The organism is Chloroflexota bacterium (assembly GCA_009840625.1).
Taxonomy (GTDB): Bacteria; Chloroflexota; UBA11872; order UBA11872; family VXNJ01; genus VXNJ01.
In genome coordinates this window covers 1-16,052 of sequence record VXNJ01000002.1, presented here as the reverse complement: position 1 = coordinate 16,052, position 16,052 = coordinate 1, and the positions used below count along the sequence as shown (strand labels likewise).

Sequence of the window (16,052 nt, the reverse complement as noted above, 5' to 3'; positions counted from 1 at the left end):
GCCACCCGGCGCGCGGTGGCAAGAACCCAACCAAAAGGGAGCCATGTTTCGCAAGAGACTGTCGCTTGACGCAGCGACCCGGTCGAAGGACCTGAGCGGAAAGACCTTCATCGTGACCGGCGCCAACTCTGGCGTCGGCCTCGAAACCACTCGCCAGTTGGTCAGGCAGGGCGGGCACGTCGTACTGGCCTGCCGCAGAACCGATGCAGGCAGAGAGGCGGCGCGGAGCTTCAGCGGACTCAATGGCAGCCACGAGGTCATGCGCCTGGACTTGGCCGACCTTCAGTCAGTCCGAGATTTCGTCGCCGAATTCAATGCAAATCACGACCGCTTGGACGGCTTGGCGTGCAATGCCGGACTCGTCTCGATGGGCCAGGGGCCCCAGTACACGAAGGACGGAATCGAATTGACCATCGGCGTGAGCTACTTCGGTCACTTCCTGCTTACAGAGTTGTTACTGGACACCTTGCGAGCGAGTGCACCCTCACGCATGGCGATCGTCTCATCGGTGGTGCACGCCGGCAGCGACAAGAACCGGCCGAACGTAAACCTCGACGATCTCAACTACCAGCGCCGGGAATTCCGCAACTTCGCCGCCTACGCCGAAGCGAAAGTGGCGACCGTCCTCTATGCAAAGGAACTCGCCGAACGACTTGCCGGCACGGGGGTGACCGTCTTCTCGCTACACCCCGGGTGGGCTAGGTCGAACTTCGGGTCCGGTGGCAGCCTGCCAATACGGGCCGCAATGGCCGTCATGCGGCCCCTCAGCCGACTAGTCTCCGACAGCAACGAGCAATCGGCCCAGACCACACTGCACTGCCTGCTTTCCGACTCCGCAACGAACCACTCGGGCGCCTACTTCAGCCAGAGCAGTGTGCTCTACCGGGACAAGCAGTGCCGCCGGGGCGGCTGGCCGATGCAGACCCCGAACCCGAACGCCAGGAACATGGAGTCCGCCAGGAGGCTGGTCGAAATGAGCTATGACGTGGTCGGGTTGAGCAGGCCTGAGCCGGCGTAGTCGCCAGCATCGGCGGCGGGAGCATGAATGGGGAAGTAGGTTCCCATAGTGGGTCGTCGCCTTCGTTGCGATTGCGGTGATTGGGCCGGCGCGGCCCACTTCCCGATGAAGACTCGTTAGGGTCGGCAATCTCCTCCCAGCGCCGTGCTTACGCCCTCAAGATTGCTCAGCTGAAACCGCAAAGAAAGGCAGCAGGACCATGCCCAAAACCAGATATGGAACATTCGACGAATTGCTAGCGATCACGGAAGAACCTCTGCATCCAATTGCCAGGGCTGTAAGGGAGACGGTGTTCGAGGTCGATCCAAACGCCAACGAGGTGGTCCGTCTCGGCGACCGGGCCGCAACCTATGGAATTGGCCCAAGGAAGATGATCGACGGCTACGCCTACATTCAACCCGCCAAAAGGTGGATAAACCTCGGTTTCTACCAGGCAGTCGAACTGGCGGACCCGGAGGGGTTGCTTGAGGGAACCGGCGCCAAAATGCGCCATGTGAAGATTCGCTCGCTAGATGATGCCGGCCGGCCGGCAGTTCGAGGCTTAATCCAGGGCGCACTAGAGCGCAGGAAAGCAACCCAACGCTGAACCGCAGACCAAGTCGGCAGCGATTCGTTACAACGGTTAGCCGCTTCGTGGGCTAAGCGTGCGCCGCCAGCTTGGTCGGGCCTGTTATCCCTTGACGATTGGCTCCACCAGTGAGCCGGCACTTCGGAAGGCGTCCGCAGAGGCTGTCACGCAGGGATGCCCGCGTGGCAATCGACGGTGGGTTTTCGGCAGCCAGGACCGCCGGTGCAGCTAAGTGGTCTGGACTACAAACCCGGCTGCAACCGCGAATCGAGCGAAATCTGCGCCCTACGCGGCCTTGTCTTCGATGAACGCGACGAGTTTTCCGAGGCTGTCGATCTCGGTGCAGTCCTTGAGTTCGAAAGCAACGCCGAATTCCTGACTGACCAGTTTTCCGAACGCGACCAGGTCGAGCGAGGAAACCCCGGCGGCGGTGAGAGAGAAACTCATGTCGTCCGGCACATCCACCGGCTTGCCGTCAACTTCGATGTTTTCGCTGATCAATTCCCGGAGACGGTCTGCGGTCGATGGCATTGGCTGATTCCTTTGGTGGTTGGCCCTCGGTACGCAGCAAATCACATCTCGGCCACGTCCCGAATCGATACTAGCCTCTTCCCGCATCGCCGGTCGGAGATGCCGGCCGCCGAATTGGACCCAGCCGAGTCCAAGCGGCGGGCCAAGCGCGCCCGGTGTGGAACGGCGGCCTGGTATCGCGGGGGCAAATCCGGCCGCAGCTACGCCTCGTGACGAGCAATCTGCCACTGTCCAGGTCGGGTCCGGGTGGGAGAATCGACGAACTTGAATGGTGTCGATTGACATTGGATGGGTTCTCGCATGCGGCTGTATCGGACCGTAAGCCCAGCGGACCGCACGAGACGGGATTAGTCCGGTTGCGCGGCCCGAGAACGGCCCTCGTTTCTGTCGGCCTTCGAAATTGAGACATTGAACGTGTCCCGCAAGAGCCAGTCCGCGCAGCACGGTGAGCCCATCGCCGTGATCGGGATGGCCTGCCGGTTTCCGGGTGCACCAGACATCCCGGCATTCTGGGACCTGCTGGAATCCGGTCAGAACTCGGTACGGGAAGGTGACCCCAACTCCGGCAGCGGTCGCATGGCGGAGCTGTTTCCAGACACCGCGGAGCGGGCCCAAGCCTGTCGCTTCGGGGCGTTCGTAGACGACATAGATCAATTCGATGCGGAGTTCTTCCGCATCTCCCCGGTAGAAGCCGAACTGCTCGATCCCCAGCAACGCATGATGCTGGAAATGAGCTGGCTGGCTCTCGAAGACGCCGGAATCGACGCCGCAACTCTGCGCGGGAGCCGCACCGGCGTCTACGCCGGGATCAGCAACGACGAATACCGCATGCTGGTCGTCGACTCGTCTCGCCCGACCGAAGCGGCGGGGTGCCTTTACGCCCTCAGCGGAACCAACCTCAACGGCGCCAGCGGACGGGTCTCCTTCGTGCTCGGCCTTATGGGGCCGGCAAAAGCGGTCGACGCGGCCTGCGCATCGTCGCTGGTCTCAGTCCACGACGCGGTAGCCGACCTCCAGCAGAGCAAAGCTGACCTGGCCATCGCCGGGGGAGTCCAGGCAATCCTGAACGGCCGCATTTACGAACTGCGGGCAGATTCGATGATGCTGTCACCGGACGGTCAGTGCAAGGCGTTCGACGCCTCGGCCAACGGTTACGTGCGCGGCGAGGGCTGCGGTGTCGTGGTCCTGAAGCGGTTGAGCGAAGCCGTACGCGACGGCGACCGGATCTGGGCGGTCATTCGCGGGTCGGCCGTCAATCACGGCGGGGCCAGTTCCGGCCTGACGGTCCCGCACGTTCCGGCGCTCGAGCAGGTGATCGAGGCCGCACTCTCGCACGCCGGTGCCGGGGCCAACGACGTTGACTACCTTGAAGCCCACGGCACCGGTACGGCGGTGGGTGACCCGATCGAAATCGAAGCCGTCGCCAATGCCTACTGCCGCGAGCGCGACGGCGACCGGCCGCTGCTGGTTGGTTCGGTCAAGACCAACATCGGCCACCTGGAGTCGGCGGCCGGGGTCGCCGGTCTGATCAAGGCGGTCCTCACGGTCAATCGGGGAATCATTCCCAGGCACCTGCACTTTGAGAACCCCAATCCAGCCATCGAGTGGGACCGGGTGCCGCTGCAGATCACCGATTCGATGATCGATTGGCCGCAACGCGACGGCCGGCCGCGCCTCGCCGCCGTCAACTCCTTCGGAATATCCGGCACCAACGCCCACATGCTGGTGGAGGAGTACCGCGGTCCGGACGGCGTCCCGGGCCCGGCAAACGAACCGACCGCGCGCCGGCAGAGCCGTTTCCTGCCCATTTCCGGCAAATCCGAGGGCGCTTTAAAGGACCTGGCGGGCAGCTACCTGACCTGGCTCGCCGGGCAGTCGGATGACTGGTCCGACGATCGGCTCGCCGCACAGGCGCTCACCGACATGGCGTGGACGGCGGGTGCCGGACGCCAACATTTCGATCACCGCGCGGGCGTGACATTCGGCGACGCCGAATCTCTGCGCGCGGGCCTCCGGGACGTCATCGAGGGCGCGGGCAGGGCAGCCGGAGTCCCCGCCAAAATCGCTTTCGCATTCACCGGCCAGGGCAGCCAATGGCTCGGAATGGGCCGCGATCTCTACGATCACGAACCAGTCGCCAGGGCGGTCTTGGACAGATGCGAAGAGGCCTTCCGGGAAGCCCGCGGGGAATCGCTGCTGGATGTGATGTTCGGTCGCAACGGATCGACCGGCGACCTCGGGGACACGGCCTGGGAGCAGCCGGCGTTGTACGCCCTGGAATGCGCGCTGACCGCTCTCTGGGACAGCGTGGGGGTGCGGCCCGGCGTCGTGATGGGCCACAGCGTCGGCGAAATCGCGGCCGCCTGGGCGGCCGGCGTTTTCAGCCTCGAGGACGGCATGCGCTTCGCGGCCGCCCGCGGAACGCTGCTCTCGGAAACCGACCCGGGGAACATGGCCGCGGTCTTTGCCCCGCCGCCGGAAGTGGCCGCGGAAGTAAGCGCCTACAAGGCGGTGGAGCCCGGCGCGGTGCTGGACGTTTCGGCCGACAACGGCGCCCATCAGGTCGTAAGCGGCCGCGCCGCAGACATCGACGCGATCCTTGCGCGGTTCGGTGCCCGGGGCATTAGAGTTTCCCGGCTGAACACGACCCGGGCATTCCACAGCGCCCTGGTCGAACCCGCCCTGGACGCGCTCGAAGCCTCGCTCGCCAAAGTCGCGATCCGGCCCCCCGATCTCACCTTCGTAAGCAATCTGACCGGACAAGCGGTCGGGCCCGACCTATCCCTGGACGGGGCCTACTGGCGCGAACACGCGCGGCAGGCGGTCGCGTTCGCCGGCGGGGTAAGAACCATGGCCGAGCTCGGAGTCGATCTGGTGATCGAAATCGGGCCGCACGCCCTGCTGGGCCCGATGACGACTCTCGCCTGGCCGGAGTCCGAGCCCGATGGACACGGGCCGCCGGCCCCGGCCGTTCTGGCCAGCATGCGCCGTCCGCGCCGCCGGGGATCCGATTCCGGACCCGCGAGCGGCTTCGTCGATGCGGTGGCGCGGTCCTACGAACTGGGCCTTGAAATCTCGTTCGCCGGCCTTTTCGAAGGAGAGGCGCCGCGGCGGATCTCGCTGCCCGGATATCCGTTCCAGCGTTCGCGGCACTGGATCCCGCAGGCCGGGCGTCGGCGCGGCGCGGCGGGCCTCCCGCTGCTCGGGGATCGCCATGAATCGGCCCGCGGCGGCGTCTCCTTCGAGGCCGAGATATTCGAATCGGAACCGGCCTGGCTGGCCGACCACCTGGTCTTCGGCCGGGTGATCGCACCCGGCGCGCTCTACTGCGCGATGGCCTGCGCGGCGGCCCGGGCCGAGGGCGGCGATCAGGTCTTTTTGGAAGAGGTGCAGCTGCACAACGCGCTGGTGTTCCCGACCCGGGCCGCCGAATCGGGCGCAGACCCCGAAGGGCGCCGGATCCAGCTTCTGCTTGATGACGCCGAGCAGTCGCCGGCCAAGTCGCTGCAGATCTTCAGCAAGGGTCCCGAAGGTGACTGGACGTTGCACGTGGAAGGGCGCGTCCTGCATGGCGGGTCGCTCCCCGAAGACGGCGGTCCCGCGGACTTTGCGGGCCTCAGATCCAGGATGTCGCCGGCGGGCATAGCCGACTACTACCGCGCCAAATCGGCCACCGGGATTGACCTTGGTCCCTCGTTCCGCACCCTGACCCAGATCTGGACCGGTCCGGGCGAGGCGCTGGCCCAGATCGAACTGCCGGAATTCGTCAGCCGCGGCGGACTGGATGCCCACCCGCTAATGCTCGACGGCTGCTTTCAGGTCGTGGGCCTGGCCCGCAACATGGACGGCGGCCCCGATGAGCCGACCTACCTGCCCTTCGGCTGGGAACGGTTCTGGTTAAACGGGCCCCTGCCGGACCGCATTTACTGCCACGTGCGCATGAACGAGGCCCCGGGCGCGGGCGAACCCAATGCCGATGGGCAACCCGAGGTGCTCAGCGGGGAGCTGCGGATCCTCGACGACGCCGGCGATCTGATCGGCGGTTTCAGCGGTTACGCGGTCAAACGCGCCACCCGGGCGGCCCTGCTTTCGGCCGTGGAAGGGGCGAGCGACCTGCTCTACGAGGTCGCCTGGCGCGAGCGTCCGCTCGCATCGGGCCTGATACCCGCCGATTTCTTTCCCGTACCGTCCGCGGTCGCGGCCGGGTCGGAGCTGTTCGCCGACTACTTGACGGACGCCGGGGTCGACCCCGGCAATCGGGACGACTTGCTCGAGGACCTCGAGCAGTGGTCGCGCTCCTACGCGCTGGCGACGCTGGAAAAACTCGGCTGGCGGCGCAGTCGGGGGACGGCCGTCGATGTCGAGGAACTGCGCCGCGAACTCAATGTCGCCCCGGAACACAAGCGTCTGTTCCGCAGGATGTTCGAAATGCTCGCCCAGGCCGGCGTCCTGACGGAAAAAGACGGCGGATTCCTCGTCCGGATTGGGACCGACGACCAGCTGCCCGAGGAACTGCCCCGGGATCCGGCGGGGTTCGCCGACACGATGGCGCAACGCTATGAACACGGCCAGATCGAAGTCGGACTGTTCCGGCGGTCCGGCGCCGCGCTGGGCGAAGTGCTGCGTGGGGACGCCGACCCGCTCACGCTGCTGTTTAGCAGCGGCGAACCGACCGCCGCCGATCTCTATCTGAAGGCCCCGGTCGCACGGGCGGCCAACCGGATGCTGTCCGAGGCCGTGCGCGCCCTGGTGGACAGGCTCCCGGACCGCCGTCGCCTGCGAGTCATCGAGGTCGGGGCCGGGACCGGGTCCGCCACGGCGTCGGTCCTGCCCGAACTGCCGGATGGACGTTACGACTACACCTACACCGATATCTCGGCCGGATTCTTCGCCGAGGCCGAAGCGCGCTTCGGCGACGGCGGCGGCGCCATCCAGTACCGCCCGCTCGATATCGAGAAGGATCCGATCGAGCAGGGATTTGACCAGCACGGCTACGACCTGATCATTGCCTCCAACGTTCTGCACGCGACGCGCTACCTGACCGAAACCCTGGGGCACTGCGCCGCGCTTCTGGCCCCGTCGGGACAGTTGATCGCGCTCGAGAACCTGCGCGGCCTGGGGTGGATGGACCTGACGTTTGGCCAGCTGGACGGATGGTGGCGGTTCGCCGACGACTACCGTCCGCACCACGCGCTGGCCGGACCGCCGGTATGGCGGCGCGCGCTCGGCGACGCCGGATTTGCCGCCGTCGAAGTCCTCGGGGTCGACGAGTCCGACAAGACCAAACCGCTCGACAAAGGGGTGATAGTCGCCCAGGGACCGGCCCGGGTCAGCGAACCCCGCGGGTTGTGGGTCCTGACCGGCGCCGGCCACCACGCCGGGCTGGCGTCGCAGCTAGCCGAACGCAACCAGACGGTTCTGGTGGCCGATGAAGGCACGACCGCCGGAGCCCTGCCGAACGGCGACTCGGCGGGAGTTTTCGGCGCCGCCGTGGACCGGACCGACCGGGAATCCTGGCGAACGTTGTTTGCACAGCTCCCCGAAAACGTCCCGTTCAGCGGCGTAATCCACCTGCACGCCCTTAACGGACACGGCGCCGGGGCCTCGGCGGCCGAGATGTTCGACGACGTTTCGGGGTCGGTGGCGGTTGCGCTGGCGCTGGTCCAGGGTCTGGCCGATTCCGACGCGATGCCGCAGAAGGGGCTCTGGTTCATCACCCGCGGGGGACAGGTGACCGAACGCGAGCGCGGCGGCGAACTCGCCGGCGCGACGCTCTGGGGTCTGGGCAAAGCTCTGGCCCTGGAAACCGGCCATCTGCAGCCGCGCATGCTCGACCTGGATCCGGCGGTGGCCGACGCCGAGTCCGGCCTGGCCGACGAATTCCTGTACCCCGACACCGAGAACCACATCGTTCACCGTTCCGGCCGCCGCCTGGCGGCCCGACTTGTCCGTTCCGGCGACGGCGGCGGCCGGCTGGCGCTGCCCGAGGATTCGTCCTGGGTGCTGACACCGGACCGGGCGGGGGTCTTCGACCGGCCCGAGGTAATGTCCCTCCCGACGCGCGGCCTCGAACCGCGCGAGGTTCGGGTTGCGGTGGACGCCGCCGGGATCAACTTCTGGGACGTTTTCCGCTCGCTGGGCTTTATCGAAGAGGGCAACCTGGGCCGGGAGATGTGCGGCAACGTCATCGCGGTCGGATCCGAGGTGACCGCGGTCGAAGTCGGCGACCGGGTGGTCGGACTGGGGTTCGGCGCGTTCGGTCCGGAAATGGACACGCACGAACTGCTGGTCGCCGCGGCGCCGCCGGAGGCTTCCAGTTCGGCGCTGGCCACCATTCCCAGCGCGTACGTCTCGGCCGAACTCTCCTATCAGCTGGCCGGGGGGCTCGCCGAGGGCGAGCGGGTCCTGATCCACGCCGGTGCGGGCGGCGTGGGCCTGGCCGCGATAAGCCTCGCCCGGGCGGCGGGAGCGGAAGTGTTCGCCACCGCCAGCGCGCCCAAGCAGGGCTACCTGCGGTCGATCGGGGTCCGGCACGTATTCGACAGCCGCACGACCGATTTCGGCGAGCAGATCCTCGAGGCCACCGACGGACACGGCGTCCACGTGGTGCTAAACAGCCTGACCAGCGAAGGGTTCATCGACGCCAGCCTCAGCTGCCTGATGGAAGGCGGCCGATTCGTCGAGCTGGCGCGGCGCGACATCCTCAGCGAGGCGGAAATGGCCGCGGTTCGCCCCGACGTCGGTTACTCGATCCTGGAACTCGACGTGTTGAAAAAGACCGATCCAGCCTGGGTCGGCGAGGTGCTAACCCAGATCATGGGCCGGTTCGCCAACGGCGAACTGGAGACCATCATCCATAGCCGCTGGCCGCTGGCCGAGGCCGGCGCCGCGTTGGGGTTCATGCGGGCTGCCCGACATCTCGGAAAAATCGTCCTGACCCTGCCGCCGCTGGCGCGCGGCCAGCTGCGAGCCGACCGCACCTACCTGGTCACCGGCGGGCTGGGCGGGATCGGCTGCGCGGTGGCCGAGTGGCTCGCCGACCGCGGCGCCGGGGCCATTGTGCTCAACGGGCGCCGCGACCCGGATCCCCAAGTCAAGACGGTCATCGACGGACTGCGGGCGAAGGGAATCGACATTGGCGTCGAGCTGGCCGACGTGACCGATCCGGCGGCAATCGATTCGATGCTGGCCCGCATCGAGCGGGATCACCCGCCGCTCGGCGGCGTGATCCACAGTGTCGGCGTGCTGTCCGACGCGGCAATCGGCAACCAGACCTGGGAGAGTTTCGACCGGGTTCTGCGCCCCAAGATCGCGGGTGCCTGGCACCTCCATCGGGCGACCCAGCACCTCGACCTGGACCTGTTCGTCCTGTTCTCCAGCCGGGTCGGGGTGATGGGCAATCCGGGCCAGGGCAATCACGCCGCCGCCAACGCTTTCCTGGATCAGCTGGCCGGCCACCGGCGCGCGCTGGGGCTCCCGGGTCAGTCAATCGCCTGGGGCGCCTGGTCGGAAATCGGCGAAGCCGCCGAACAGAAAGATCGGATCGAACGTCGCCGGGCGGCACTTGGCGGCCGTTGGTTTACGCCGCAGCAGGGGATTCGGGCGCTGGAGCGGCTGGTGCGCGAGGACGCGACCAATTCAGTGGTAATGGCGATGGACTGGGCGGTGTTCGAGGATGCAATCGAGGACCGTCCGGCGTTTCTGGAGGAGCTCCTGGCCGAGGCCGAGGCGCCCGAGGGCGAAGCCGGGATGGCCCCGACCGACCTGCTCGCCCAGCTCCGTGGCGCGCCGGTGGTCGGCAACGATGCGATCCTGGCCACATTCCTGCAGCAGGAGGTCCAGGCGGTGCTGCGCCTCGCTTCACCGCCGGCGCCGGACGTGGGGTTCTTCGATCTGGGAATGGACTCGCTGATGGCGGTGGAGCTGCGCAACCGCCTGAACCGGGCTTTCGCCGGCCAGTACACCGCGTCGAACACGCTGGTGTTCGACTACCCCGACATCACCGCCCTGGCCGGCCATCTGGCCGAAGAACTCGGCGGTCAAGACGGCGAAGGCGAGCCCGCCCCCGAACCCGAGCCGGAAATCCGGCGGACGATCGATTCGGACCGCGACGGGATCGCGATCGTGGGAATTGGCTGCCGGTTTCCCGGCGCCGAGGATCCGCTCGGCTTCTGGCGGCAGCTCGAGGCCGGCGCCGATCTGGTCAGCGAGGGACGTACCGACCCCTATCCGTGGGACGGGCTTTACGGAGACCCCAACGCGACCGAGTCCATTTTTCGCCGCGGAGCCTTCATCGAAGGAATCGACCGCTTCGACTCGCGCTTCTTCCGGATTTCGCCGATCGAGGCGCGCCACATGGACCCGCGCCAGCGACTGCTGCTGGAGACGACCTGGCTGGCGCTCGAGGACGCCGGCATCGACCCCGGGGGTTTGCGGGGCAGCCGCACCGGCGTTTACATCGGAGTCGGCGGCAACGAATACCGGGACGTGATCGCCGCCGGCGGTGCCGAAGACAGCTTCGTGGGCACGGCCGGCAGCATGGCGGTCGGCCGGGTGGCCTTCGCGCTGGGGCTCGAGGGGCCGGCCATGGGGCTGGACATGGTCTGCGCATCCTCGCTGGTGGCGGTGCACCAGGCGGTCGCGGGGCTGCAGCGCGGCGAGGCGGACCTGGCGCTCGCCGGCGGAGTCAACGTTCCCCTCTCGCAGGGCCTGGCGCGGTTCCTCGACGACCTGGGAATGATCTCGGAAAGCGGCCGTTCCTCGACGTTCGACTCCGCCGCCGACGGGTTCGTGCGCAGCGACGGGTGCGGCATCATCGCGCTGAAGCGGTTGAGCGACGCCGAGGCCGCCGGCGACCGGATCTGGGGTGTGATCCGGGGTTCGGCGATCAACCAGAACGGGGCCAGCGCCGGCCTCACGGTCCCCAACGGGCCGGCCCAGGAACGGGTGCTCGAGGAAGCGCTGGCACAATCCGGCTTCGCCCCGGCGGACGTGGACTACCTGGAAGCGCACGGGGCCGGATCGGCGCTGGGCGATCCGATCGAGATCCAAGCGGCGTCCGCCGTCTACGGGCGGGGCCGCCCCGACGACCGCCCGCTACTGCTCGGATCAGTGAAAGCCAACATCGGCCATCTCGAATGGGCGGCCGGCATCGCCAGCCTGATAAAGACGGTGCTGGCGATGCGCCAGGGTTCAATTCCGCGCCAGATTCATTTCGAAAACCCCAGTGAGAACATCGACTGGAACCGCTTGCCGGTGCGGGTGACGGCGAGTCCGACCCCCTGGCCGGACGGCAACGGACGGGCGCCGGTGGCGGCGGTGAGCGCGTTCGGAATGTCGGGCACCAATGCCAACGTGGTCGTAACCGGATACGAATCGGCGCAGAGCCCGCCGACCCAATTGGACGGCGTGCGGGTGCCGGTCGGCGCCGCGGTGCAGGTTCCGCCCGCTGGGGCCGGCGCGCCGGCGTCCGGCGCGTGCGCGCCGCGCAACTTGCGACTGCTGTCGCTGTCGGCGAAATCCGGCGCGGCGCTCCGCGGGCTGGCCGAACGTTACGCGGAGTGGCTGGACCTGCAGGACGGATCGAAAACCGACCCTGCGGACGCCGCAGCGCTCGCTGACATGGCCTGGACGGCCGCGGTGGGCCGGAGCCACTTCGATCACCGGGCAGGCTTGGTGTTCGACGATGCCGAATCCCTGCGGTCGCAGTTGCGCGCGGTCGCCGTGGGCGACGTTGAGCCCGATCCCGATCCGCCGCGCAGGTTTGCCTTCGTCTACCCCGCGCTGGGCAGCCAGGCCATAACCCTGGGACGGGAACTTTTCGAGACCGAGCCGGCCGTCCGCGCGGTGCTGGAACGCTGCGACGAATTGATTCGCTCCGAACGCGTCGCGTCGCTGCTCGAGGCAATGTTCGACCCGGACCAGGGCGCCGCCAGCCTCGACGATCCCGCCTGGGCCCAGCCGGCGACATATGCGCTTGGGTGCGCGCTGACGGCCCTGTGGTCCGGGGTGGGCGTATTGCCGACCGCGGTCCTGGGGCAGGGTCCCGGCGAACTGGCGGCCGCCCAGGCGGCGGGGGCGCTGACCCTCGAAGACGGACTGCGCATCGCGGCCGCCCGCGGCGAACTCATGGCGGTTTTCCCGGGTGCCGGGTTGGCACCGGACACCGGGTTCGAATCGATCCTTGCCGGTATCGAATCCGCGCCGCCATCGCTGGCACTGATCAGCGGTGCCAGCGGCCGGGCAATCGATTCCGAAACCCTGCTCGACGCAGATTACTGGAACCGCCAGCTGCGGGCGCCGGTTGCCGCCGCCGAATGCGCCGCGGCCCTCGCCGGACTCGGCATCGATGCGGTGATCGGACTGGGCCCCGGGCCCGGGCTGGCAGAGCGGATTTCGGCGGCCTGGCCGGACTCGGGCGAGCGTGCCGGCCCTAAGGTGATTGCGACTCTGGGGGAACCGGTCGCCGACCGCGGGTTCGCGGCGGCCGTGGCGGGCGTCTATGAAGCCGGCTTCGATCTCGACCTGCGCGGCCTGTTCGCCGGCGAGACTAGGCGGCGCACCTCGGTTCCCGGGTACCCGTTCCAGCGCCGCCGGCACTGGGTTTCGTTCCGCTAAACGCGCCGAGCGGCTTGACCGCGCCCGACAGCCGGCGGCAATAAGGGCCGCGCTAGGCCAGGGTTCCGCCCACAGTTACCATCTAGTCGATTCGCAACGCCCGCTGAAGGGCAGTCCCCGACAGAGGGATGAGGGATGATGAAGGTCACCGGGCTAAAGACGATGGTCGTCGAAGCGGAGCCGCCGTACATCGGCGGCAGGTACTTCCTCTTTCTCGAGCTACAGACCGACGAGGGAATCTCCGGCATCGGCGAAAGGATCGCCGGCAGCGCCTATTCGAACCATCCCGACGACCTGAAGTCGCAGGTCAGGTTGATCGAGGAGTTCGTCGGCCAATTCGTGCTCGGCGAGAACCCTCTGAACATCGAGCTGATCTGGGACCGCATGTACGGAACCCGCCACGATCTGCGCCATCCCAGCCTCTATTCGACGCCGGTGATCAGCGCGATCGACATGGCGCTCTGGGATATCGCCGGCAAGGCCGCCAATCAACCGATCTACAACCTGCTGGGGGGCCGCTACCACGAACGCCTGCGCGCCTATGCATACATGCCCAGCGAAGGCATCCGAGAGCGACCCGAAAAAGCCGGCGAAGTCGCGGAAATGCTCCTGGAGGCGGGCAATACTGCCTGCAAGATCGACCCGTTCATGCCGCTCCACCCCATCCGCGACATCTCGCTTTCAGAGATAGAGCACGCGGGCAGGATCTTCGAGAGCATCCGCAACGCGGTCGGCAACCGGCTCGAGGTCGCCATCGGGACGCATGGGCAGATGCCGACCTACAGCGCGATCCGCGTGGCCAAGTATCTTGAGCCTTACAACCCGTTCTGGTTCGAGGAACCGGTGATGCCGGAAAAGGTCGAGGAGATGGCCCGCATCGCCGCCCACACCAGCATTCCGATCGCGACCGGCGAACGCCTGGTCACCAAGTACGAATTCGCGCGCGTGCTGGAGCAGCAGGCGGCCCAGATCATCCAGCTCGACGTCGGCCAGTGTGGCGGCATAACCGAAGCCAAGAAGATCGCGGGCATGGCCGAGGCGCATTACGCGATGATCGCCCCGCACATGTACTGCGGGCCAGTTGCCGCGGCGGCGGCGATTCAGATCGATACCTGCTCACCAAATTTCCTGATCCAGGAAGCCAACGTGGGGCCGCTGCACCGCAAGATCTTCAAGGAACCGCTGGTCGTGGAGAACGGCTACATCACGCCACCTGACGGTCCCGGACTCGGCGTCGAGTTCGACGAGGACGTGCTCCGGGCCCACCTGGTCTCTTAGACGTTCGGCGCGTTGGCCCTTCGGGTTCCGCTTGTCCCGGGCGGGCGCGTCGCGCCGTCGCGTATTACCGGAGTTGTCCGGAGGGCAGAGACCGGCCTGGGGCCGGCCGGAAACGGGAAAATTGGCCGCAAGCAGCTGATTCAAATCTTGTAGCGGGTTTCTGATTCAGCCCCGGCAGCGGAGAGAGATTGGCATGAAGTCCAGAGCCAAGGTGTGTTGCGCCATTGCGGTCTCGCTGCTGGCGGCGATTGCGGCCGCCTGCGGACCCGCGGAATCCGGTCCGCTGGAGATTGCGACCACCGCCAGCGCCCAGGTCATGAGTCCCGAGGGCGAGTCTCTGGGCACGGTGACCTTCACCCAGGCGGAACGGGGCGTGCTGGTGCAGGCGGACCTTAGCGGGTTGACGCCCGGTGCCCACGGATTCCACATCCACGAGACGGGAAGTTGCGCGCCGGACTTCTCCGCCGCTGGCGACCATTTCGCTCCCTCCGGCATCGAGCACGGCTACTTCAACCCGGAAGGGCACCACGCCGGAGACCTTCCCAACATTTACGCCGGCGCCGACGGGATCGCCCGCGCCGACTTCTTCAGCGGCGCCATTTCCCTTGCCGACGGCGAGCCCAATTCCCTTTTCGACGGGGACGGTTCCGCGATCATCGTCCACGAGAAGGGTGACACGTACGGCGCCGACGCGGGAGCCGGTGGTCGGGTCGGCTGCGGAGTAGTCGCGCGGAACTAGTCGCGCCGGGAAACGCCCCATGCACCGCGGTTCCGACGACGTTGATTGGCCCGGGGATGAGCTGCAATTGAAAACCGGTTTCGACTTCCTTGAACTGCCGGACGCGTACGACGCGCTGGCCCCGGACGGGTCCGAAATCCGCTTGCTGGCCGAAACGCCGCGCGCCAGCATGGTTCATTGCTCGCTGGCACCGGGTCGGGTGTCGATCGCGGTGGCGCACCGAACCGTCGAAGAACTCTGGTACTGCCTGGAGGGCGGCGGCCAGCTGTGGCGACGCCAGGGCGATCGCGAAACGGTCGTCGAACTGGCCCCCGGCGTAAGCGTTTCCATCCCCCTGGGTGCCCGCTTCCAGTTCCGCAACACCGGTGACGCAGCGCTCCGCTTCATCATCGCGACGATCCCCGCCTGGCCGGGCGACGACGAGGCCTTCCCGGTTCCGGGGCCCTGGTCCGCCAGTCTGTGAACAGGCGCCGGCCGCGCAAAAATTCCGGAAAACGACCGGATTCGGCCACGCCGGGACTGGCGATGGCGCGGCTTTGCCGCCCGAAAAGACCTACCGATTGGCCGTCGCACCGGCGTCCGGGTCCGAGGTCGGCGGAGACGCTGGCGGCGCCAATCTCGAATAGAGTGGAGGGGCCGCCACGGGCGGAGTAGCGGCAGCTGCCGCGGAATCAGATGAGGGCTGGTTGATGGTCCGTTCGAGCGATCCGGTGACCCACCCGAGCATCGAACAGTTAAACGCCGGCCTGGACTCGATCCGCCGGTCCCCGGAAGATGCCGGCACCCTCCTTAAGGTCGTGCAACGCCCGGCGGTCGACCGGCGCAATGTCGTCGCCGAAGGCAGGCTCGACGTCGAAGACGGCCTGGTCGGCGATTCATGGAAGGACCGCGGGAGCAAAAGCACCGCGGACGGAAGCGCGAATCCCGAGGCGCAGATAACGATCATCAACTCCCGCGCGCTCCAACTCATGGCCCGGTCCGAAGAGCGCTGGCCGCTTGCCGGCGATCAGCTCGTGATCGATATCGACATGAGCGTGGCGAACATGCCGCCGGGGACTCGGCTGTCAATCGGATCGGCGGTGCTGGAAATATCCGCCGAACCCCACACCGGCTGCGTCAAGTTCGCCGCCCGGTTCGGAAATGATGCGCTCAGGTTCGTCAGCACCCCAACCGGCCAGGACTTGCGGCTCCGGGGCGCCAACTCCCGCGTCGTGCGGTCGGGGACGATCCGGGCCGGCGACGTAGTCAAGAAGGACTCTCTACGGTTTGTCAAGTCCAATTTGGATGAGGCTGGAAAAGGG

Annotated in this window: 8 protein-coding genes; 7 read left to right on the top strand and 1 reads right to left on the bottom strand. The window is 67.2% G+C overall.

All coding sequences use genetic code 11. The features are described 5' to 3' along the window. The first annotated feature begins 112 nt into the window (after positions 1-112). Together F4X41_03650 and F4X41_03645 are read left to right on the top strand one after the other, a co-directional pair. Positions 113-1,018 carry an SDR family NAD(P)-dependent oxidoreductase gene (locus tag F4X41_03650; GenBank protein ID MYB16118.1) on the top strand — a complete coding sequence of 302 codons (906 nt, stop codon included), beginning with the start codon at positions 113-115 and terminating at the stop codon, positions 1,016-1,018. Positions 1,019-1,217: 199 nt separating this feature from the next. Beyond that, complete coding sequence (locus F4X41_03645) at positions 1,218-1,604, top strand: DUF1801 domain-containing protein (GenBank protein MYB16117.1); 387 nt, start codon at positions 1,218-1,220, stop codon at positions 1,602-1,604. Between the two features lie 267 nt (positions 1,605-1,871). Here the strand turns inward: F4X41_03645 and F4X41_03640 are convergent, their stop codons facing one another. After that, positions 1,872-2,402 (bottom strand): acyl carrier protein, encoded by a 531-nt coding sequence (locus F4X41_03640; GenBank protein MYB16116.1) that lies wholly within the window; start codon positions 2,400-2,402, stop codon positions 1,872-1,874. A gap of 123 nt (positions 2,403-2,525) precedes the next feature. Here F4X41_03640 and F4X41_03635 point away from each other — a divergent pair, with 123 nt between their 5' ends. From F4X41_03635 to F4X41_03615, 5 genes are all read left to right on the top strand, one after another. Continuing rightward, positions 2,526-12,734, top strand: coding sequence for an SDR family NAD(P)-dependent oxidoreductase (locus F4X41_03635; GenBank protein ID MYB16115.1), 10,209 nt, complete (start codon positions 2,526-2,528; stop codon positions 12,732-12,734). A gap of 138 nt (positions 12,735-12,872) precedes the next feature. Continuing rightward, a complete protein-coding gene (locus tag F4X41_03630; GenBank protein ID MYB16114.1) occupies positions 12,873-14,012 on the top strand; it encodes a mandelate racemase/muconate lactonizing enzyme family protein in 1,140 nt (379 codons plus the stop codon). A gap of 193 nt (positions 14,013-14,205) precedes the next feature. Next, positions 14,206-14,751 (top strand): superoxide dismutase family protein, encoded by a 546-nt coding sequence (locus tag F4X41_03625; protein ID MYB16113.1) that lies wholly within the window; start codon positions 14,206-14,208, stop codon positions 14,749-14,751. A 19-nt stretch (positions 14,752-14,770) separates the two neighbouring features. Next, the gene (locus tag F4X41_03620) at positions 14,771-15,214 is read left to right on the top strand and encodes a cupin domain-containing protein (protein MYB16112.1); all 444 of its coding nucleotides are present in this window, start codon (positions 14,771-14,773) and stop codon (positions 15,212-15,214) included. A 226-nt stretch (positions 15,215-15,440) separates the two neighbouring features. Further along, a partial coding sequence (locus F4X41_03615) for an MOSC domain-containing protein (protein MYB16111.1) occupies positions 15,441-16,052 on the top strand: 612 nt, incomplete at its 3' end.

Bases quoted from the DNA above. Each gene is read 5' to 3' on its own strand.
- F4X41_03645 (MYB16117.1), top strand. From the start codon at position 1,218: ATGCCCAAAACCAGATATGGAACATTCGACGAATTGCTAGCGATCACG.
- F4X41_03640 (MYB16116.1), bottom strand. From the start codon at position 2,402: ATGTCAATCGACACCATTCAAGTTCGTCGATTCTCCCACCCGGACCCG.
- F4X41_03630 (MYB16114.1), top strand. From the start codon at position 12,873: ATGAAGGTCACCGGGCTAAAGACGATGGTCGTCGAAGCGGAGCCGCCG.
- F4X41_03625 (MYB16113.1), top strand. From the start codon at position 14,206: ATGAAGTCCAGAGCCAAGGTGTGTTGCGCCATTGCGGTCTCGCTGCTG.
- F4X41_03620 (MYB16112.1), top strand. From the start codon at position 14,771: ATGCACCGCGGTTCCGACGACGTTGATTGGCCCGGGGATGAGCTGCAA.